We start from the raw sequence: 19,123 nt of genomic DNA on the forward strand, positions 1-19,123 counted from the left end.
AGCGCAGGCAGAGCCGGAAGCGGCTGCCGCGGCGCAAGCAACTGCCGCAGCAACTGGCGAGGACGTCGAGCGGGCGCGCCCCACCCTTGGCGAGGTCGAAATCGACAAGGCGGTGGAAAAACTGATCACAACCGGGGCGGCGCGCGCCATATTCGTGTCGCCGGAAGGCGACGAAGCGGCCGCCTCGTCGGTGCTAGTGGCGCGTGAGGTCTCCGACGCCGGCCTGCGTGTGCTCCTGCTCGATCTCACCGCCTCGGGCGCCGCCTTACGGCCGATGCTGGACAGCGGGCTGTTCCCGGGGATTACCAATCTGCTCGCCTCCGAAGCGCAGTTCAGCGACGTGATCCACCCCGATCTCTATTCGGACTGCCACGTCATTCCCGTCGGCACTGCCGATCCGGTCCGCGCCATGCGCGCCGCCGACCGGCTGCCGATCATCATGCAGTCCCTGACCACCGCCTACGATCTGGTCGTGGTCGAATGCGGACCCGCCGACGCGCAAGGCATCAACCGCCTTGTCGGCGAGGGCGCCGAGGTCTTCCTGTCGCTGCTGGAGCCGAACGACGAGGTGGCGCAGGCCGCAGTCGAGCTGATCGAGAGCGGCTATCCCGACCTGACGCTGGTGACGCCGGTCGGCTATGAAACGCCAGGGACGCCGGTACCCGGGCGACGCTCCGCCGCCTGAGACGGGTTGGATAATTCTGCTCGAACGCTCCGGAAATCTCGGCAGCGGTCAGCTGTCGTCTTCGCCCGCGGCACGTGCTGCCTGTCCGGCCGTCTTGCGGCGCAGCATCTTGGTCAGCTTCCAGATCGTCGGGCTGTTCTTGACGAAGGTTTTCAGGCGCGCGCCTTGCCGCAGGACAAACACCAGCGCGCGGCCCTTCATCGTCAGCGGAATCAGGACCTCGAAATGCTGGGTCTCGATATCGCACCACAGTCGCTTGTAGGGTTCGTCGCCGACCGAGAAATCATAGACATCGAATCCCGTCTCGCAGGCTTCCTCGATGTTGTCGAAGAACAGAAAGTCGCCGGGGCTGGCATGGGCGAGGTCGTCGTCGGCGATCGCTCCGAACTCGCAGATCAGGCGTTTTCCCGAGCGGCTCGATCCGGTGACGGCGCGAAGCTTGCCGGCGACTTCGAGCCCATGCAACACGAAGGACGGCTTGTCGTCGGAAAGCGCTTCGACGAACAACGCGCTGAAGAAAGCACGAACCTCCGGCTCACCGAAGACGTTGGCGATGCACATCTTGCGGAAGCGGAACTCCTTCATCTCGAAAAACGCATCAAGCAGTCTGTTCGCCTCGTCCGCTGTCTGGGCCTCGATGCGGCGGTGGCTGCCGACGGCTTCTAACTTGCGCGCCTGCGAGCGGTGCCTCTTACGCCTGCGCTTGCCGCTCGCGCGGGAGAGCAGTGCATCAAAGCCTCCCGCCAAGTCGACGGCCAGCGACAGGTTGGGGCTTGGAAAATGCGGAAGCGAGACAAGCGGATTGGCAACGCCGTCGAGATCGGGCAGCAGCCGTTCCAGTGCGACGAGGTCGATGTCCGGCCGCGCCCTGGCGAGCGCCGCCAGCATCGAGCGGATTGCCGCGCCATCCGCCCTGGTCAGCCAATGCGGGTCGGCGGCGGCGAAATTGCCGTTGGCATGGCGACCGCCCATGAAACGGGCGACGCGGAACCGGCCGCTGCTGGTGACTTCCAGCGCCAACGAAAAAACCGGTCGGCCTTCAGCGTTCAGCGTCGCCAAAACAGTATCCGCTTCGGCATATTTGGCCCAGTTCAGGATCCAGGCCGGGCTCTGTGCCGGCGCGAACAGCGCCGAACGGCAGAACTCGGCATAGGCCGCAAGTGCCGCACCGTCGGCGACCGAGACCGACAGGCCAGGATGATCCGCTGGCAACGCGCGCGGCGCCGCCTCCATTGCTTCGAGCCGATTGCCGTCAAATGACGCGGTGGCGTCAACCATACCTCAATCCTTTAGGGCGTATTCACCGCGATTGGGGGCTCGCATAGGCATTCCGTGCTTGGATGAGCCTAGGCGCAAAAGGTGAATGAATGATCGACGGGGGCGAGGCAATCCGGAAACTGGCGCTCAACGTCGTCCGTTATACCGGTCTTGCTCCGCTGGCCAAGCCGTTCGTCGGCGGCATCGGCGCCATCCTGATGCTGCATCGGGTCACCGCCACGCCGGAAAAGCCTGATGGCGTCAACCGGCATCTCAACATCGCGCCTGAGTTCCTCGACGCCGTGATCGCCGACATGAAGGCGCACGGCTATACGTTCGTCACGCTGGACGAGGCGATCGAGCGCATCAAGGCCGGCGGCAAGGGTAGCCAGTTCGCGGCGATCACCGCCGACGACGCCTACCGCGACAACATGACCGAGGCGCTGCCGGTGCTGGAAAAGCACGGGGCGCCGGTCACAATCTATGTCGCGCCAGGGCTGATAAACGGCGCCGCCGATCTATGGTGGGAGGTGGTCGAGGACATCGTCAGCGCGCGGGACCGGTTGATTCTGACAACACCGAACGGTCCGGTGACGATCGACTGCTCGACCCCGGGCAGGAAACTGCAGGCCTTCGCGCGCCTGCACGACTATCTGACGCTGGACGTCCGCGAGGAGGACCAGCGCGCGGTGCTGCGCGAATTGACGCGGTCGAACGGTATCGAGTTGGGCGCGCGCCAGAGCATGTTGATGAACTGGGACGAGATCCGCGCCATGGCAGGGCATTCGCTGGTGACGATCGGCGCGCACACCGTCAATCATCGCAATCTGAAGCGGCTTTCCGAAGCCGATGCGCGGCACGAGGTCGAGGACGTCAGGCGCATATTGCAGGCCGAACTCGGCGAGGCGCCGCGCCATTTCGCCTATCCTTATGGCTATCCCAGTGCCGTTGGCGACCGCGAAGTCGGCATTGCCCGCGACGCCGGCTATGCCTCGGCGGTGACGACACGCCACGGCGTGCTGCGCGCCGAACATGCCGATTTCCTGCAAGCGCTGCCGCGCATTTCGGTCAACGGTCGCTATCAGAGCGTTGCCCATATCCGCACGATGCTGTCGGGTGTGACGACGCCGCTGGCCAATGCCGGCAAGATGCTTGTCACCATCTAGTGGTGAAAGTCCGGCAAGAACCGACCCCTTGAGGACCATCTCTGATGGGAGGTCAAGGGAACGTCGTGACCAGAAGGCGACATATGTCTGGACCGTCGGTAGGTCTCGTCAGGGTGGAAACCGGAAGTTCGACGCGAACCCAACAGAGAGCTCGCCGGCTGTTCACAGCTGCTCTACGCGCACAGTCCTCGGACAACCCGGCCAGAGAACTATCCTTCCAGAAGCGACGCGGGATCAAGGGACGTCGCCTGGCCGGACGTGACGCGCAGGAGAGGGCATCTTTGCAAACGCGACGATCACTCCGGCACGCCGGCAATACCCAACGCCTCGACGTAGCGCTCGGCGAACACCTTGTCCCGCCACGGGTTGATCTGCCTCTGCAGGCCGAGCGTGTAGGTCGGGAACGCCTCCATCAGCCGCCGCGCCGCCGCCTGCGCTTCGTCCGGCCGATTGAGTTTGACCAGCGCCATGATCACCACCCGGTGCGAGGAGCCGTAATTCGGCATCTCGCGCAGCGCTCGTTCTCCCCAAGCCAGCGCTTCCTCGTAGCGTTCGAGCATCAGGTAGCTCATCCCGATGCCGGAGAGCGCGATGCCCTTCTCTGGGTCGACCGGGCTCAGCCGCATTGCCCTGTGGAAGTGCTCGATCGCGACGAGTGGGCGGCCGGAATGGGCGTTCACCCAGCCGCTGCCCGTATAGCCCTGCGCCGAATTGGGGTTGAGGAGCAGGGACCGTTCGATCGTGTCCAGCGCCGTCTCGTAATCCTTGGCGCTGTAGGCGATCACCTGCGAAGCGAAACGCAAGCTTGTCGGGTCGTCTCGCGCGTCCGCCAGCACCTCGCGGGCCATGCGCACGGCGACGCGAATATCGTCGGGCTCATGCCAGCACTGACTCACGGACAGGCTGCGGATATAGGCACCGAGTGCCTTCGCCAGGGTGAAGCCTGGGTCGATGCTGAGCGCCTCGTTGGTGAGCCGGCGCACGTCGGCAAAGCCTTCGCGCGTCATGCTGTAGAAGCGCGGCAGCGCGCGAAGGTAGAGGTCGTAGGCACCGATGTAGACGGTCGGCTTCATGCGCGCCTGCTTGATCTCCTCCAGCCGGATGCTCGGCTCGACGGCGCCCACGACGCTCTCGGTTACCTTGTCCTGCAGGTCGAAGATGTCGCTCACGTCGCCCTCGAAGCGGTCGGCCCAGACATGGTGTCCGCTGATCGCGTCCACCAACTGCCCACTGATGCGCACGCGCGATCCTGCTCTGCGGATGCTGCCTTCGAGCACGTAGCGGACGCCCAGTTCGCGCCCGACCTGGCGCAGGTCCACCGCTCGGCCCTTGTAGGTGAAGGACGAGTTGCGGGCGATCACGAAGAAGGAGTTCACCCGGCTCAATCCCGTGATGATGTCCTCCACCAGTCCGTCGGCGAAGTATTCCTGGTCGGGGTCGCCGCTCATGTTGGTGAAAGGCAGAACCGCGATCGAGGGTTTCGCGGGCAGGGGAGGCGGTGCAGCCACCGAGGCGCTGGGGTCGGTCTCGACGCGATAGGGGCGCACAGGCCGCTCGATGTTCTTGAGGCGCAGGTCGCCGAGCAGCGTGAAGCCGCCGTCGAGCTTGCCCTGAAGGTGGTCGTAGGCGGTGCCCGAGACGACCACGGCGCCGGCATCGGCGATGCTTTCGAGGCGGGCGGCGATGTTGACACCGTCGCCGTAGAGGTCGCCGTCCTCCTCGCAGACCACGTCGCCGAGATTGACGCCGATGCGGAAGCGAATCCGCTCTTCCTCGGGCGTCTCCGCCTCGTGTTCTGCCAAAGCCTGCTGGATCGCCATCGCCGAGGTCACCGCGTTGACGATGCTCGCGAACTCGCACAGCATGCCGTCGCCGGTGAGCTTGACGATCCGGCCCTGATGCTCGGAGACCAGCGGTTCGAGGAGGTCTTTGCGGTATGTCTTGAGCCGCTCGAGCGTGCCGCGCTCGTCGCGCTCCATCAGGCGCGAATAGCCGACCACGTCGCAAGCCAGGATCGCTGCGAGGCGGCGCTGCGCGGTCATTGCACCGCCCGGCCAGGCGCGCGCACGCGGGCTGCCTCGCGCCAATGCCCCGCCAACTTCCAGACGCTCAACGTGCATGGCATCCATCTTTCCCAGCCGCCGCCCGTCGCCGATTCAGAACGGAGAACGCAGCTTGACCTTGCCTTCACGAGATTTCGCTATCCCGCTTGCGAGGCGTGGAGCGATCCAGTCGCCGCGCTAACAGCCAACCGGCGACACGCCCACGCAGCCTCTGGGGACCCTGACACGCACTCCCAGAAGGCCGGTGATATTTGCTGCCCTTGGTAACCGGGTGACGCCACCGTGGCGGTGCTTTTGTCACCGCGATGTAACAGCGAGATGCCCTACGAACGCGCGCATCGGACATCACACCAACGTTCGCGCTTAGAGGTGCTGAGGTCGGAAAGTGGCGCTGCCTGCGCGTTCCGATCGGCGACACGGAAGGCAGAAAACCACCCTGAGCTACCCTACACGTCGGGTAGCAAGCGTCAGGCTTTCACCATCTAGCGGCGGCGGGCGAGCCTCAATTCTTCGGCCGCGGCGGCTCCAGGATCAGCCACTTGATGATGCCCATAGCCGGCAGCACCCACAGCATGCCGCTGAGCAGGAAGAACAGAAAATGCGCCAACGGTCCCGATTCTGCCAGCTGGGCAACCGCCACGATCGATGCGACCAGTGCGTAGACGATGACCAGCGCCACCAGCAGGAAGGTTCCGATCAGCTTTTTCAGGCGAATTGGCATTTCGCGATCCCGTTGATCCCTATCGCTTAGGCCCAACGGAAGAGGCACGCAACCCGCAAGAAGCGGCGCGACGGCGTGCCGCGCTGTCCGGTCTTGCCAGCGGGATTGCGATGGTCCACCAATCCGCGACTGCAACCTGCCGGGACAAGCCTATGGCTGCCATATCAGCTGCCGCGCCTTTCGTGGCCCGCGACCGCGACCTGCGCAACCGGGCGCTGGTGCGTGGCTGGCTCTACGTCGTGCTTCTGGTGCTGTTTGTACTGGTGCTGGTCGGCGGCGCCACCAGGCTCACCGAGTCCGGCCTGTCGATCACCGAATGGAAGCCGATCCACGGCATCATCCCGCCGCTCAACGACGCCGAATGGCAGGAGGAATTCCAGCGCTACCAGCAGATCCCGCAATATGCCGAGCTCAACAAGGGCATGAGCATCGAAGCGTTCAAGTCGATCTTCTGGTGGGAATGGGTGCACCGGATCCTGGCGCGCGGTGTCGGCGTGGTTTTCGCCGTGCCGCTGGTGTTTTTCTGGGCGACGCGCCGCATCGAACGCGGCCTTCGGCCGAAACTATCAGGCATTCTTCTTCTCGGCGGCCTGCAGGGCGCGATCGGCTGGTGGATGGTGGCGTCCGGACTGGTCGACCGGGTCTCCGTCAGCCAATACCGGCTGGCAACGCATCTGACGCTGGCCGCGCTGATCTTCACCGCGACCATGGTGGTGGCGCGCGGGCTCGCGCCTCATTCCGAACCGTCCGCCGACCGTTCGACGCAGCGTCTGGCCGGCTTTCTGGTGCTTTTGGCGCTGATCCAGATCTATCTCGGCGGGCTGGTCGCCGGGCTCGACGCCGGCCTGAGCTACAACACCTGGCCGCTGATGGACGGCAAGCTCATCCCCGGCGATCTGATGATCCTCGAGCCGGCATGGCGCAACTTCTTCGAGAGCCCGAAGACGGTTCAGTTCATCCACCGGCTCGGCGCCTACGCGATCTTCGCCGCAGCACTTTGGCACATGATCGCGACACACCGCCGCCAGCCAGGCACGACGCATGCGCACCGCGCGACGTTGTTGTTTCTGCTGGTGCTGGCGCAGGGGTTGATCGGCATCGGCACGCTGCTGATGCACGTGCCGCTGCACATGGCGCTGACGCATCAGGCATTCGCGCTTGTCCTGCTAGGGTTTGCTGCAGCGCATTGGCGCGGCACCAAGGGCGCTTATCCGCTGCCCAACCAGATCGCCGTCAGGGGCTGAGCCGCACCGTCCTGATCGCCGTGGCAATGGACAATTCGCGGCCTTCCTCGATCGCGTTGCCGTCCTCATGGTGCCACGACGCCGACAGGCAGCCATAGGCGATGGCATGATCCAGGATGGCTGGCGGCGTTTGGCCGAGCGTTCTGGCGAAGATCTCAGCCATGTGGGCAATCCGCCGGGGATCGCTGCAAAGGTCGTCGCGGTCGAGCGGGTTGTAAAACATGTTCGCCGCATCGAAGCCGGGATCGCCGAGAACGCCCTTTGGGTCGATCGCCAACCAGCCGCGCGGTCCCTGCATGATATTGTCGTGATGCAGGTCGCCATGCAGCGGCAGCACGTCGACAGGATCGGCCAACAGCCGTTCCGCGGTCGCAGCCGCTTCGACGTAGAGGCTTTTTTCGCCGGCGTCGCGATCGATCTTCGCCTTCTTGAACAGACTGGAAAACCGTACCCGCAGCGGCTGCAGATCCGGTGGCGCAGGGTGGTCGGATGGCGAGAACAGGTTTGCCATCACCTCGGCCGCGATTGCTGTGGCGGCATTGTCTCCCTGCTCCGCGAGAACCTGCGACAGCATCCTGTCACCGGCATATTCGAGCAGCATGCAGTGGCCGTCGCTGCCGAGCAGCTGCACTGCGCCTTCGCCACGCCGCCAGGCGAGAAAATGCTCGCCGCGCAACTCGTCTTCGACATCGTCGAAGGGTTTGAGGGCCTTGACGATCGCCGGCGCGCCGTCCGCGCAAACAACCTTCCAGATGCGGCTGCTGAACGTCTCGGCAATCAGTTCTGGCGCGCTGACCTTCCAGCGTTCTGGAAATGTCGGAGCGTCCATTCAGGGCTTGAGGCCGAGCATCAGATCCATGTTCTGCACGGCAGCACCCGAGGCGCCCTTGCCGAGGTTGTCGTAGACGGCGAACAGCAGCGCCTGGGCCCTGTCGTCATTGGCCAAGACATAGAGCTTCATCCGGTTGGTGCCGTTGTAGATTTCGGGATCGATCTCCGGCACGCGTTCAAGATGCACATAGGGCGCCACCTCGACCACGCCGCCATCTATCGCGGCGAAATGGTCGGCAATCGCCGCATGAAGCTCGGCGCCCGTCGGTACATAGTCGAGGCCGCCGAGCTGCAACGGCACCACGGTGATCATGCCTTGCGCGAAATTGCCGACCGCCGGCTGCATGATCGGGTCATGCGACAGCTTCGCATAGGTCCTGAGCTCCGGCACATGCTTGTGCTGCAGGGTCAGCCCGTAGGGCAGGAATTCCGAGGCATCCTCGCCCTTGGCGACATAGTCCTCGATCATCGGTCGGCCGCCGCCCGAATAGCCCGAAATGCCATTGACGGTGACCGGAAAATCCGGCGGCAACAGCCCGGCTGCCACCAGCGGCCTGAGCGTCGCGATCGGGCCTTGCGGCCAGCAGCCCGGATTGGCGACGCGCTTCGCCGAAGCGATTTTCCGCGCCTGATCCTTGTCCATTTCGGCGAAGCCGTATTCCCAACCTTCGGCGACGCGATGCGCGGTCGAGGCGTCGATGACCCTTGTGGTGTCGTTGGTGATCAGCGAAACGCTTTCTTTTGCGGCTGCATCCGGCAGGCACAGGATCGCGACGTCGGCGGCGTTGAGGAACTCGGCTCTAGCTGCCGGTTCCTTGCGGCGCTCGGTCGGGATGGAGATGATCTCCAGGTCGCCGCGTTCGGCAAGCAGCGCCCTGATCTGCAGACCGGTGGTGCCGTGCTCGCCGTCGATGAAGATTTTCGGTTTCATTGCCTGCCTGAATTCCCTGATACTTCGAAGTTATATGCCACTTGCCTGATTCAATGCGGCGACGGCCTGATTGCCGCTGTTCAGCTCTTCGAGTCGAGCCTTTCGTTCCGCCAGGAGCCCGAGATAATGCATAGCGACTGTCGACCCGGCAATTGCCGTTATATCGGCGTGATCATAGGCCGGCGCAACCTCCACGACATCGGCGCCGACGATATCGACCTGATTGATCTGGCGCAGCACCGACAGGATTTTTGCCGAGGACGGCCCGCCGGCGACCGGGGTGCCGGTGCCGGGCGCGAAGGCCGGGTCCAGGCAATCGATATCGAAGGTGACGTAGGCTTTTTTGCCGCCGGTACGATCGACGATGGCATAAGCGATATCGGACGCGCGCATTTCCTCAACTTCGTGGCCGTACAGGATCTTGATGCCGAAGGTTTCGGGCGCATGGGTGCGGATGCCGATCTGGATCGAGCGGTCGGGGTCGACAATCCCGTCCTTGACCGCGCGGCCGACGAAGGAGCCGTGGTCGATGCGCTTGCCGTCGTCCGGCCAAGTGTCCTGGTGGGCGTCGAACTGCACGAGGGCAAGTGGGCCGTGGATGGCGGCATGCGCCTTGAGCAGCGGCCAGGTGACGAAATGGTCGCCGCCGAGCGATAGCAGGAACGCGCCAGATTTCAGGATCTTTGCTGCCTCGCGCTCGATCGTCCCCGGAGTCTTCTGGTGATTGCCGCTGTCGAGCAGGCAATCGCCATAGTCGACCACGGCGAGATATTCGAACAGATCGCGCGAAAACGGATACTGCGGATCGTTGTCGAGGATGGTCGAGGCGCGGCGAATCGCCTGCGGCCCGAAGCGCGCGCCCGGCCGGTTGGTGACGGCGGCGTCGAAGGGGATGCCCCACACCACCGCGTCCGCGCCCTTCACGTCCTTCGTGTATTTGCGTCGCATGAACGACAGCGCGCCGGCATAGGTCGGCTCGAAGGACGCACCCGTCCTGGCCCGGGCGGTGAAGGCGTGGTCGATGTTGCTGTTCGGCATGAAGCGATCTCCTGAGCGTCGAGGCGCAACCTTATTGGATATAATTCTCAGAAATGCGACCCCTTCCGAGGCCATGGCCATTCGAGCCCGGTCACAAATTCTTGCTTGCCGGGTGAGCCCGCATGGCCAACCAGGAATTGCTTAGGTAAGCATCAATGCAACCGTAAGTAGACATCCGCCTCCGCATGGGATGGTGTCGGCCGCGGAGCGGACCAGATATGGGCGCGCCAAGCATCTCGGCAAGCTGATTGCCGGCGACCTGCTGATTGCCGGTTCGAGGTTTCAGAACGGCCGCTCCAGCCGGCATTGACCGGACTTCCGGCATTTGCGAAGCCGGCTTTGTTCACCAGGCTGTCACGTGTGTCGCTTAACCGGGTTTGCATCCGGTACGGAGCGATTCTCATGCGAACGACCTGGCTGAACCTTCTGCTTGCCGCCGCCTCGGTGCTCTTCACAGGCACGGCATCGGCAGGCGAAACACGCGCCAGACAAATTCTCGACCGTTTCGAACACGCCAACCAGTGGCGCGACCATGTCATGGTGGCGGCACACCGCGCCGGCAGTATGCAGGCCCGCAAGACGCTCTATGCGGAGAACTCGATCGCCGCCGTCGAGGCATCGATCGCGCTGGGTGCCGAAATCGTCGAGGTCGACGTCAGGCGCTCGAAGGACGGCCAGTTCGTCGTCATGCATGACAGCTGGCTCGACCGCACGACGAATTGCAATGGCGAGGTGATCAAGCGCACGCTGGCCGAGCTCAAAACCTGCAGACTGGTGATCGAAGGCACCGGCGCTGTCACCGATGAGCCGGTTTCGACGCTGCGCGAAATGCTGATGGCGACCAAGGACAGGATACTCATCAACATCGACAACAAGCTCGATGTCGACAGCCTGGCCGGCATGATCGCAGTCGCGCGCGATCTGGGCATGGCCGAACAGGTGATCGTCAAGGAGAACCTGTGGAATCCGGCCAGAATCACCACTGTCAAAGCCGCCATGGGCGCGATCGGCAGTGGTTTCCAGTTCATGCCGATTATCGCCGATGACGCGGTTCGCGACGCCGGTTTCGCCGAGAAAGTCAGCGGGATCTTTTCGCCGCGCGCGGTCGAGATGATCAACTGGCGCGCGGGATCGGAGACGCTGACCGACACCGGCGGTCCGCTGTTCAGCCCCCGTATGCGCGCGGCGGCGATAAGGGGCGACTGGCACATCTGGGCCAATACCTACGCTATCGTCAATAAGCCGGGCGGCTTCCTTGCCGGCGGTCGCGGCGACGAGTTGGCGGTGCTCGCCAGTCTGCCGCGCGAGACGTACGGCTTCTGGGCCGAGCGCGGCGCCACCATCATCCAGACCGACGAGCCGAAAGCGGCGATCGACTGGCTGGCAGCGAACGGCTACCGCGTGCCTTATTCTGATGAGACGCGGCCGGCGGAGCCGGCGAACACCGCAAGCATCAACTAGACTGGATCGGAGCGGGGGCAAGGGAGCCGCTTCCCTGGATGGTCGCCAGCCCGCTGTCAGGCGGCCATCGCTACTCCGTCCAATTCCCTGGCGACATCCTCCGGCAGATCGAGTTCGGCTGCGGCAAGGTTCTCAATGAGATGTGCGACCGATGAGGTGCCGGGAATGAGCAGGATATTGGGCGCGCGACCGAGTAGCCAGGCGAGGGCGACCTGCATCGGTGTGACGCCGAGGCGCTGAGCGACGCCGGATAGGGTAGACGACTGCAGCGGGTTGAAGCCGCCGAGTGGAAAGAACGGCACATAGGCGATGCCGTCGCGGGCGAGTTTGTCGATCAAGACATCGTCGCCCCTGTGCGCCAGATTGTATTGGTTCTGCACGCAGACGATCTCGGCGATCCGTCGCGCCTCTTCGATCTGTGCTGACGTGACATTGCTTAGCCCGATGTGGCGCACAAAACCCCGTCGCTGCAGCTCGGCCAGCACAGTGAGCGGCGCCTCGATCGATCCTTCGGCGGGCCCATGCGCGTCGAACATGATCCTGAGATTGACCACGTCCAGCACATCGAGCCCGAGATTGCGCAGATTGTCGTGCACCGCCTGGGTCAGCGCTTCGGACGAGAAGGCGGGGAGCCACGAGCCATCCGCGCCGCGACGCGCACCGATCTTCGTGACGATCGTCAGATCGTCGGAATAGGGCGCGAGCGCCTCGCGGATCAGCAGATTGGTGACGTGGGGGCCGTAGAAGTCGCTGGTGTCGATGTGGTTCACCCCGCGCGCAACGGCTTCGCGCAGCACGTCCAAGGCTGCGTCGTGATCTCCAGGCGGACCAAAGACGCCGGGTCCTGCGAGCTGCATGGCGCCGTAGCCGAGCCGCTTCACGGTGCGGTCGCCGAGAGTGAACGTGCCGGAAAAGTCGATGCTGGACATAGTCTATCTCCGTTCAAAGATGACGCTGAGATAGGCGCTGTCCGATCTTACGATAATTGGCTACATTCCGCACGGGCTGTACGGAATATCGAACAATGAAGATCGATCTCGGAGACCTGAACGCCTTCGTGGCCGTGGCGCGGGCCAAGGGTTTTCGCGATGGCGCCCGCGCGAACGGCGGCAGCGCGTCGGGCTTGAGCGAGGCGGTGCGCCGGCTCGAGACGCAGCTCGGTGTCAGGCTGCTCAACAGGACGACCCGCAGCGTCGTCCTGACAGAAGCGGGTGCGAGCTTGCTGGCCCGGCTCGGTCCAGCCTTAACCGAGGTCGAGGCAGCACTTGACGTTGTGAACGGCTTCCGCGACCGGCCGGCAGGTACGTTGCGCCTTAATGTGCCGGTCAGCGCGGCGCGGCTGGTGCTGCCCCGCATAGTTCCGCGGTTCCTCGCCGCCTATCCCGGCATCCGGCTGGAGGTGATCGCCGAGGAGAGTTTTGTCGATGTGTTGGCGGCGGGGTGCGATGCCGGGATCCGTTACGATGAGCGGCTGGAACAAGACATGATCGCGGTGCCGATCGGGCCGCGCGTGCAGCGCTTCGCCACCGCTGCCAGCCCCGCCTACCTTGATCGCCAAGGCCGGCCTGAGCACCCGCGCGATCTTCTCGGCCACGCCTGCCTGCGCGGCCGCTTCGCCAGCGGCGCGATGCCGCTTTGGGAATTCGAGCGAGACGGCGAGGTGGTGCAGGTCGATCCGGCGGGGCCGCTTCTCGTGACCCTGGGCGGGGCGGCCGATCTCGCCGTCGATGCAGCCATTGCCGGTACCGGCATTGTCAGCCTCTTCGAGGACTGGCTTCGCCCGCATTTCGAAAGCGGTGTGCTCGAACCCGTCCTCGAACCCTGGTGGCAGAGCTTCTCGGGGCCGTTCCTCTATTATCCCGGCCGGCGTCTCGTGCCGGCTCCACTGCGCGCGTTTATCGACTTCATCAGGGCATCGGCCGATCGATCCCGACATTCAGCGAAGTCGGCACAAAGAAAAAGGCCACCCGAAGGCGGCCTTTGACCTATGCGGCTGCGTAGAGCTTAGCGCTTGGAGAACTGGAAGGAGCGGCGGGCCTTCGCCTTGCCGTACTTCTTGCGCTCGACGACGCGGCTGTCGCGGGTCAGGAAGCCGCCCTTCTTGAGCACGGCGCGCAGCGCCGGCTCGTAATAGGTCAGCGCCTTGGAGATGCCGTGGCGCACGGCACCGGCCTGGCCGGAAAGCCCGCCGCCGATGACCGTGGCGACGATGTCGTACTGGCCGGCGCGGTTGGCGGCGATGATCGGCTGGTTAAGGATCATCTGCAGGACCGGACGTGCGAAATATTCGGCGAACACCTTGTCGTTGACGACGATCTTGCCAGAGCCGGGCTTCACCCAGACGCGCGCGATGGCGTTCTTGCGCTTGCCGGTGGCATAGGCGCGGCCCGACTTGTCGAGCTTCTGGACATGGACGGGTGCAGCCGGCTGCGTGTTGGTGTTGCCGGTGGCAGTTCCGAGTTCTGCGAGCGAGGAAAGCTCAGCCATTTTACGAAACCTTCTTGTTCTTGGCGTTCAGCTTGGCCACGTCGAGCGTGACGGGCTGCTGGGCGACATGCGGATGTTCCGTGCCTGCATAGACGCGGAGATTCTTCATCTGGCGACGGCCGAGCGGGCCACGCGGGATCATGCGTTTGACGGCCTTCTCGACGACACGCTCGGGAAAACGGCCCTCGAGCAGCTGGCGCGCGGTGCGCTCCTTGATGCCGCCGGGATGGCCGGTGTGCCAGTAATAGACCTTGTCGGTGAATTTCTTGCCGGTGAACACCACCTTGTCGGCATTAATGACGATGACGTTGTCGCCGTCGTCGACATGCGGGGTGAAGGTGGGCTTGTGTTTGCCGCGAAGATGATTGGCGATGACAGTGGCGAGACGGCCGACGACGAGACCCTCGGCGTCGATCAGCACCCACTTCTTCACCACATCCGCAGGCTTCTGCGAAAAGGTTGCCATGAATTGTTGCTTTCGGTTCGGACCTTCCCCATCGACGAATGACAAGGAAAGGCGTTTCTTGTTGCTTGGATTGACCGTGAGCGCTTGCCCGCCGCCAATAACAAAACGGCGGCCTTGCGGGGCCGCTGCTTCGTGAAGGCTTATAGGGGAGGAGAGTTATGCAGTCAAGCTACTTTTCCCGTCATCATAAAAGGATTATTGTGTAAAATCAACGGGTTGTAGTTGAGGTATCATTATACCGCATTCGAATCCATCAAACTTGGTTTAGCGCCGGCCCGGAATAATTGCGGCCAGCAGCAGTTTGATGCCGACGGCGATCATGATCGCACCGGCCAGGCGTTCTTGCCAGACAAGAAAACCGGAGTTGCGTGCCAGCCAGGCGCCGACCGCACCTGAGGCGAAGGCTACAGCCCCCAGGACCAGAAGGCCCGTAGCCTTCATGGTGGTCCCGAGTACGACAAACTGCATCGCCGACGATCCTGTGGAGGCATGGACGAACTGCGGCAGCACTGCGAGCATGAAAACGAGTGCGGTAGGGTTGGTCAGGTTGCAGATCATGCCTTGCCAAAAGGCGCCCGCCAGGCCTCCCTCCTTGGCCGCGACGATGCTGTTTGTTTCCGCTTCGTTGCGCACGAGCAAGAACTTTGTCCCGATTGCAATGAGGTACGCCGCTCCGAGCACTTGCAGCAGGCCATACGAGATAGGCGAGGACGTGATTAGCGATGCAAGTCCCATTGCCAGCAACGGAATCTGGATCACGCCTGCGAAAACGCAGCCGGTCGCCGTTGCCAGTGCCGCCCGCCGGCCCTGTCCGATACCGCGGCTGATTACCAGAAGCATGTCCGGTCCGGGGCCGGACAGCTGATAGCCAAGCACTGCGACCAGGAACGCCAGATAGGTGGGAAGTTCGGGCATGTTTTTGCGGGTCTGATTGGTGCTGCGAACGTTTTGTCGGACGTTTCGTTCCGTTGGGTTCGCTTGGAACGAGCGCAAAACGTATTCGCCGGCAAATCAGGCTTGCGATTGAAAGCTCTTCCTCGGCGGGATCGAATAGGTTCCCGTGGCGTGGGCCACTGTGTGTCCGTCCGGTCCGGCGACGATGTCGATATCGAACACCATCAGGCTCTTGCCCAGCTTCAGGATGCGGCAATGGCCGTCGATCGGCCCGGCCTCGGCCTTGCGGACAAAATTGATATTGAGATTGGTGGTGACAGAAAGCGCATCGGGCCCGGCATGCGAAAGCACGCAGACATAGCCGCCTATGTCGGCCAGCGTGAACAGCGACGAGCCCGACACCGTTCCGCCAGGGCGCAAATGCCGCTCGCCGGCATTCAGCCGCACCGTGCAGCCGCCCGGAAACACGTCGATCGCCTCGTAGAAGGTGAACTGGTTGTTGAGCTGGGGATAGACGCTTTCCATCAAGGCATTGACTTCGGCCGCGGTTAGCACCGGTTTGAGGTTCCTCTGCTCGGCCATTATGTTCCTCGTTGATCGTGCTGATCTCGGCTTGCCGAATAAGGCGGCTGGGCCAATTGTTGCTCATGAGAAAACACGTCTGACGACTGTTCTTCAATCGGCAGCGTGCTAGTTCTTTTGTTCCATGGCCCGCGCATGCGATGCCGCTGGCCGATGAAGAGGTTGGAGAAATGGCTGAAATCGTCGCGATCAAGCCGGCTGTTGCCGAAGGTCCTGTCGTGGCGAGGCTGGACAAGGGCGTCCTGCGCCTCACGCTCGCTAATCCGCCGGCCAATGCCCTGTCGCTGGCGGTCATGGCGGCGCTGACGGCGGAACTCGACCGCGCGAAATCAGACAGATCCGTCCGCGTCATCATCCTGGCGGCCGCCGGAAAGGTGTTCTGCGCCGGCCACGATCTCAAGGAAATGACCGCGCACCGTGGCGATCCCGACCGCGGCAAGGCGTTCTTCGAGGAGACGTTTACCGCTTGCGCGGCGCTGATGCAGGCGATCGTGCGCCATCCCAGGCCGGTGATCGCCGAGGTCGATGGTCTGGCGACGGCCGCGGGGGCGCAACTGGTCGCGAGCTGTGATCTGGCGATCGCCTCGCATGAGGCGACCTTCTGCACGCCCGGCGTCAATATCGGCCTGTTCTGCTCGACGCCGATGGTGGCGCTGTCGCGCAATGTCTCGCGAAAGCACGCTATGGAGATGCTTTTGACCGGCGAGACGATCGATGCTGCGACGGCCAAGGAATTCGGCCTCGTCAACCGGGTCGTGCCGCGCGAATATCTGAATCAGATTGTCACCAAATACGCGCAAACCATTGCCGCCAAATCATCTTTGGTCGTGAAGACCGGCAAGGAAGCCTTCTACGCGCAGGCCGAGATGGGGCTTGCCGAGGCTTATGCCTATACCGGCCGCGTCATGGTCGACAACATGCTGGCGCGCGACGCGGAAGAGGGCATCGGCGCCTTCATCGGCAAACGCAAGCCGGAATGGACGGAGGAATAGACATGGAGCCCCGCATCTCCATTATCACCATCGCCGTCGACGATCTGGAGCGCGCCACACGCTTCTACGAGGCGATGGGCCTGACCCGCCATGCTGGAATCACCGATGGCGTCGCCTTCTTCCAGATGGGCGGCGTCATTCTCGGGCTGTTTCCGCGCGAAAGCGCCGAAGAGGATTCAGGCATCACCTTCGGCACGGCGCCGTCGGCGATCTACCTCGCTTACAACACCCGCTCCGACACGGAAGTCGATCACATGCTGGCGATGGCCGAGAAGGCCGGCGGTCGTATCGTCAAACCGGCCGGTCGCGCCTTCTGGGGCGGCTGGTATGGCTATTTCGCCGACACGGAAGGGCATGTCTGGGAAGTGGCGCACAATCCGGCTTTTCCGATCGCGGAAGACGGCAGCATCTCGCTGCCGGGCTGACCGCCGTCGCATGGCTCCTCGCAAGCAACTGACGCGGCTGAATGCGCCCTATCTCAAGCGCATCCTGATCGAGCCCAGCCGTGTCGCAGATTGGGAAAAATATCCCTGGAATCTGCCGATCTTCCGCAGCCACGATTTCGAACTCGAATTCACCACGCCGATCACCATCATCGTCGGCGAGAACGGCACCGGCAAATCGACGCTGCTCGAGGCGATCGGCGCGCTGGCCGGATACGATGAAGCCGGCGGCGGCAAGGGCTACATGCCCATCGACCACTCCCGCGCCATCGACAAGAGCGGCGCGGCGCTCGCCGCAACGATGCGCGGCCACTGGCTGCCAAAGGTCACCGCCGGCTGGTTCTTTCGCGCCGAATCTTTTTACTCCGTGGCGCGCTATCTCGACCAAGCGGCGCTGGATTCTGGTGCGGCGCCGCCCGATTTCCTGTCCTGGTCGCATGGCGAGGGCTTCATCCGCTTCTTCGAGGAGCGCTGCCGCCGGCAAGGCATCTACATCCTCGACGAGCCCGAAAGCGCTTTGTCGCCGACGCGTCAGATCGAGCTGATCAGGATGCTGCGGCGGATGGATCTATCAGGCACGGCGCAAGTGATCATGGCGACGCATTCGCCGCTGCTGATGGCCTGTCCCGGCGCGCGGCTGTTCCGCATCAGCCGGTTCGGCCTCGACCTGACCGATTTTCACGATACCGATCATTTCCGCATGATGCGCAGTTTCTGCAACGACCCGGATGGTTTTCTCGCCGAAGCTCTGTATGAGGACGTGGCATGAACCACGACGCCTACGACAATGCCTATATCGCCGGCATCCTCAATTCGGTGAAGACCATCGCCATGGTCGGCGCGTCCGCCAACGATGTCCGGCCGAGCTACTTCGTGCTGAAATACCTGCTGGGCAAGGGATTTTCGGTGTTCCCGATCAACCCCGGCCAGGCCGGCAAGGAAATCCTTGGCCGGATGACCTATGCCAGGCTCGCCGATGTTCCCGAGCCGATCGACATGGTCGACGTTTTTCGCGGCTCCACGGCAGTGCCGGGCGTCGTCGACGAGGTCTTGCGGCTCGATCGGTTGCCGAAAGTCATCTGGATGCAGCTTGGCGTGCGCCATGACGAGGCGGCGGCGCGCGCAGAGGCCGCCGGCATCAAGGTGGTGATGAACCGCTGCCCCAAGATCGAATATGGCAAGCTGTCGGGCGAAATCGGCTGGACCGGCGTTAATTCCGGCGTGCTGTCGTCGAAGAAGCCGCTGATGCGGCCGGGATTCCAGAGCTTCGGCGTTCGCCAGAAATAGGTAGTGAATGGTGAATAGAAGGATTTTTCTGGAAGGCGGGCAAAGCGGCATATGAGCCGCTTGCAATCAGGATGAGGCTGGCCGACTTTGCCATCACCATTCACCATTCACCATTCACCATTCACCATTCAGCATTCAGCATTCAGGGGAGGTATTCGATGACCCGCACGCCCGGTTTCAACACACTCGCCGTCCATGCGGGTGCCAAGCCCGATCCGGCGACCGGCGCGCGTGCCACGCCGATCTACCAGACGACCTCCTTTGTCTTCGATGATGCCGACCATGCCGCGTCGCTGTTCGGGCTAAAGGCCTTCGGCAACATCTACACCCGCATCATGAACCCGACGCAGTCGGTGCTGGAAGAGCGTATCGCGGCACTCGAAGGCGGCACGGCGGGGCTAGCCGTGGCGTCGGGCCATGCCGCGCAGGTGCTCGTCTTCCATAATCTGATGCAGCCCGGCGACAATTTCGTCTCCGCGACAAGGCTTTACGGCGGCTCGATCAACCAGTTCGGCCACGCCTTCAAGAATTTCGGCTGGCAGGTGCGCTGGGCCGACACCAACGAGATCTCGACC

At 63.4% G+C, this 19,123-nt stretch carries 21 protein-coding genes; 10 read left to right on the forward strand and 11 right to left on the reverse strand.

Going from position 1 to position 19,123, the window contains the following annotated elements:
* Positions 1-685, forward strand: a 685-nt coding sequence (locus tag EOA86_RS01615; RefSeq protein ID WP_245497076.1) for a tyrosine-protein kinase family protein, incomplete at its 5' end; no start/stop codon positions are given.
* Between the two features lie 48 nt (positions 686-733).
* Here the strand turns inward: EOA86_RS01615 and EOA86_RS01620 are convergent.
* Positions 734-1,963 (reverse strand): GNAT family N-acetyltransferase, encoded by a 1,230-nt coding sequence (locus EOA86_RS01620; RefSeq protein ID WP_128340519.1) that lies wholly within the window; start codon positions 1,961-1,963, stop codon positions 734-736.
* Between the two features lie 89 nt (positions 1,964-2,052).
* Here EOA86_RS01620 and EOA86_RS01625 point away from each other — a divergent pair, with 89 nt between their 5' ends.
* Positions 2,053-3,108: a polysaccharide deacetylase family protein gene (locus EOA86_RS01625; protein WP_128340520.1), complete on the forward strand. Its 1,056-nt coding sequence runs from the start codon at positions 2,053-2,055 to the stop codon at positions 3,106-3,108.
* A 296-nt stretch (positions 3,109-3,404) separates the two neighbouring features.
* Here EOA86_RS01625 and EOA86_RS01630 read toward each other — a convergent pair whose 3' ends face one another.
* Together EOA86_RS01630 and EOA86_RS01635 are read right to left on the reverse strand one after the other, a co-directional pair.
* Positions 3,405-5,150, reverse strand: a complete 1,746-nt coding sequence (locus tag EOA86_RS01630; protein WP_128340521.1) for an adenylate/guanylate cyclase domain-containing protein — start codon at positions 5,148-5,150, stop codon at positions 3,405-3,407.
* Between the two features lie 523 nt (positions 5,151-5,673).
* The gene (locus EOA86_RS01635; RefSeq protein WP_065008079.1) at positions 5,674-5,892 is read right to left on the reverse strand and encodes a DUF2842 domain-containing protein; all 219 of its coding nucleotides are present in this window, start codon (positions 5,890-5,892) and stop codon (positions 5,674-5,676) included.
* Positions 5,893-6,044: 152 nt separating this feature from the next.
* Between EOA86_RS01635 and EOA86_RS01640 the strand changes: the two genes are divergently transcribed.
* A complete protein-coding gene (locus EOA86_RS01640) occupies positions 6,045-7,136 on the forward strand; it encodes a COX15/CtaA family protein (protein ID WP_128340522.1) in 1,092 nt (363 codons plus the stop codon).
* Here the strand turns inward: EOA86_RS01640 and EOA86_RS01645 are convergent.
* From EOA86_RS01645 to speB, 3 genes are read right to left on the reverse strand one after another with little or no spacing between them, the layout of a single operon-like run.
* Positions 7,126-7,965: an aminoglycoside phosphotransferase family protein gene (locus EOA86_RS01645; RefSeq protein ID WP_128340523.1), complete on the reverse strand. Its 840-nt coding sequence runs from the start codon at positions 7,963-7,965 to the stop codon at positions 7,126-7,128. The two genes, EOA86_RS01640 and EOA86_RS01645, sit on opposite strands and share 11 nt — an antisense overlap.
* On the reverse strand, positions 7,966-8,898 hold the full coding sequence (gene argC, locus EOA86_RS01650) for an N-acetyl-gamma-glutamyl-phosphate reductase (RefSeq protein WP_127212776.1): 933 nt from the start codon (positions 8,896-8,898) through the stop codon (positions 7,966-7,968).
* A gap of 30 nt (positions 8,899-8,928) precedes the next feature.
* Entirely contained in the window at positions 8,929-9,936 is a 1,008-nt protein-coding gene (gene speB, locus EOA86_RS01655; RefSeq protein ID WP_065008083.1) for an agmatinase, read from the reverse strand.
* A gap of 402 nt (positions 9,937-10,338) precedes the next feature.
* On the opposite strand from speB, the gene EOA86_RS01660 reads away from it, so the two are divergent.
* A complete protein-coding gene (locus EOA86_RS01660) occupies positions 10,339-11,397 on the forward strand; it encodes a glycerophosphodiester phosphodiesterase family protein (RefSeq protein WP_065008084.1) in 1,059 nt (352 codons plus the stop codon).
* Between the two features lie 56 nt (positions 11,398-11,453).
* On the opposite strand, the gene EOA86_RS01665 is transcribed toward EOA86_RS01660, so the two are convergent.
* Entirely contained in the window at positions 11,454-12,326 is an 873-nt protein-coding gene (locus EOA86_RS01665) for an aldo/keto reductase family oxidoreductase (RefSeq protein WP_128340524.1), read from the reverse strand.
* A 95-nt stretch (positions 12,327-12,421) separates the two neighbouring features.
* On the opposite strand from EOA86_RS01665, the gene EOA86_RS01670 reads away from it, so the two are divergent.
* Positions 12,422-13,381: a LysR family transcriptional regulator gene (locus EOA86_RS01670; protein WP_128340525.1), complete on the forward strand. Its 960-nt coding sequence runs from the start codon at positions 12,422-12,424 to the stop codon at positions 13,379-13,381.
* 20 nt (positions 13,382-13,401) lie between these two features.
* Here the strand turns inward: EOA86_RS01670 and rpsI are convergent, their stop codons facing one another.
* The 4 genes from rpsI to EOA86_RS01690 all read right to left on the reverse strand — a co-directional run bounded on the left by rpsI (position 13,402) and on the right by EOA86_RS01690 (position 15,826).
* Positions 13,402-13,884, reverse strand: a complete 483-nt coding sequence (gene rpsI, locus EOA86_RS01675; protein ID WP_023717316.1) for a 30S ribosomal protein S9 — start codon at positions 13,882-13,884, stop codon at positions 13,402-13,404.
* 1 nt (position 13,885) lies between these two features.
* A complete protein-coding gene (rplM, locus tag EOA86_RS01680) occupies positions 13,886-14,350 on the reverse strand; it encodes a 50S ribosomal protein L13 (RefSeq protein WP_128340526.1) in 465 nt (154 codons plus the stop codon).
* Positions 14,351-14,614: 264 nt separating this feature from the next.
* The gene (locus EOA86_RS01685) at positions 14,615-15,265 is read right to left on the reverse strand and encodes a LysE family translocator (RefSeq protein WP_127211589.1); all 651 of its coding nucleotides are present in this window, start codon (positions 15,263-15,265) and stop codon (positions 14,615-14,617) included.
* A 96-nt stretch (positions 15,266-15,361) separates the two neighbouring features.
* Complete coding sequence (locus tag EOA86_RS01690) at positions 15,362-15,826, reverse strand: PaaI family thioesterase (RefSeq protein WP_128340527.1); 465 nt, start codon at positions 15,824-15,826, stop codon at positions 15,362-15,364.
* A 170-nt stretch (positions 15,827-15,996) separates the two neighbouring features.
* Between EOA86_RS01690 and EOA86_RS01695 the strand changes: the two genes are divergently transcribed.
* The 5 genes from EOA86_RS01695 to EOA86_RS01715 form a co-directional block, all read left to right on the forward strand.
* A complete protein-coding gene (locus EOA86_RS01695) occupies positions 15,997-16,818 on the forward strand; it encodes an enoyl-CoA hydratase (RefSeq protein WP_095521887.1) in 822 nt (273 codons plus the stop codon).
* 2 nt (positions 16,819-16,820) lie between these two features.
* Positions 16,821-17,243: a VOC family protein gene (locus tag EOA86_RS01700; RefSeq protein WP_065008089.1), complete on the forward strand. Its 423-nt coding sequence runs from the start codon at positions 16,821-16,823 to the stop codon at positions 17,241-17,243.
* A gap of 10 nt (positions 17,244-17,253) precedes the next feature.
* Positions 17,254-18,030 (forward strand): AAA family ATPase, encoded by a 777-nt coding sequence (locus EOA86_RS01705; RefSeq protein WP_128340528.1) that lies wholly within the window; start codon positions 17,254-17,256, stop codon positions 18,028-18,030.
* On the forward strand, positions 18,027-18,548 hold the full coding sequence (locus EOA86_RS01710; RefSeq protein WP_128340529.1) for a CoA-binding protein: 522 nt from the start codon (positions 18,027-18,029) through the stop codon (positions 18,546-18,548). Before EOA86_RS01705 ends, EOA86_RS01710 begins: the two co-directional genes overlap by 4 nt.
* Positions 18,549-18,706: 158 nt before the next feature.
* The coding region (locus tag EOA86_RS01715; protein ID WP_206629945.1) for a PLP-dependent transferase at positions 18,707-19,123 on the forward strand (417 nt) is incomplete at its 3' end.

The organism is Mesorhizobium sp. M5C.F.Ca.IN.020.32.2.1 (assembly GCF_004023105.1).
Taxonomy (GTDB): domain Bacteria; phylum Pseudomonadota; class Alphaproteobacteria; order Rhizobiales; family Rhizobiaceae; genus Mesorhizobium; species Mesorhizobium wenxiniae.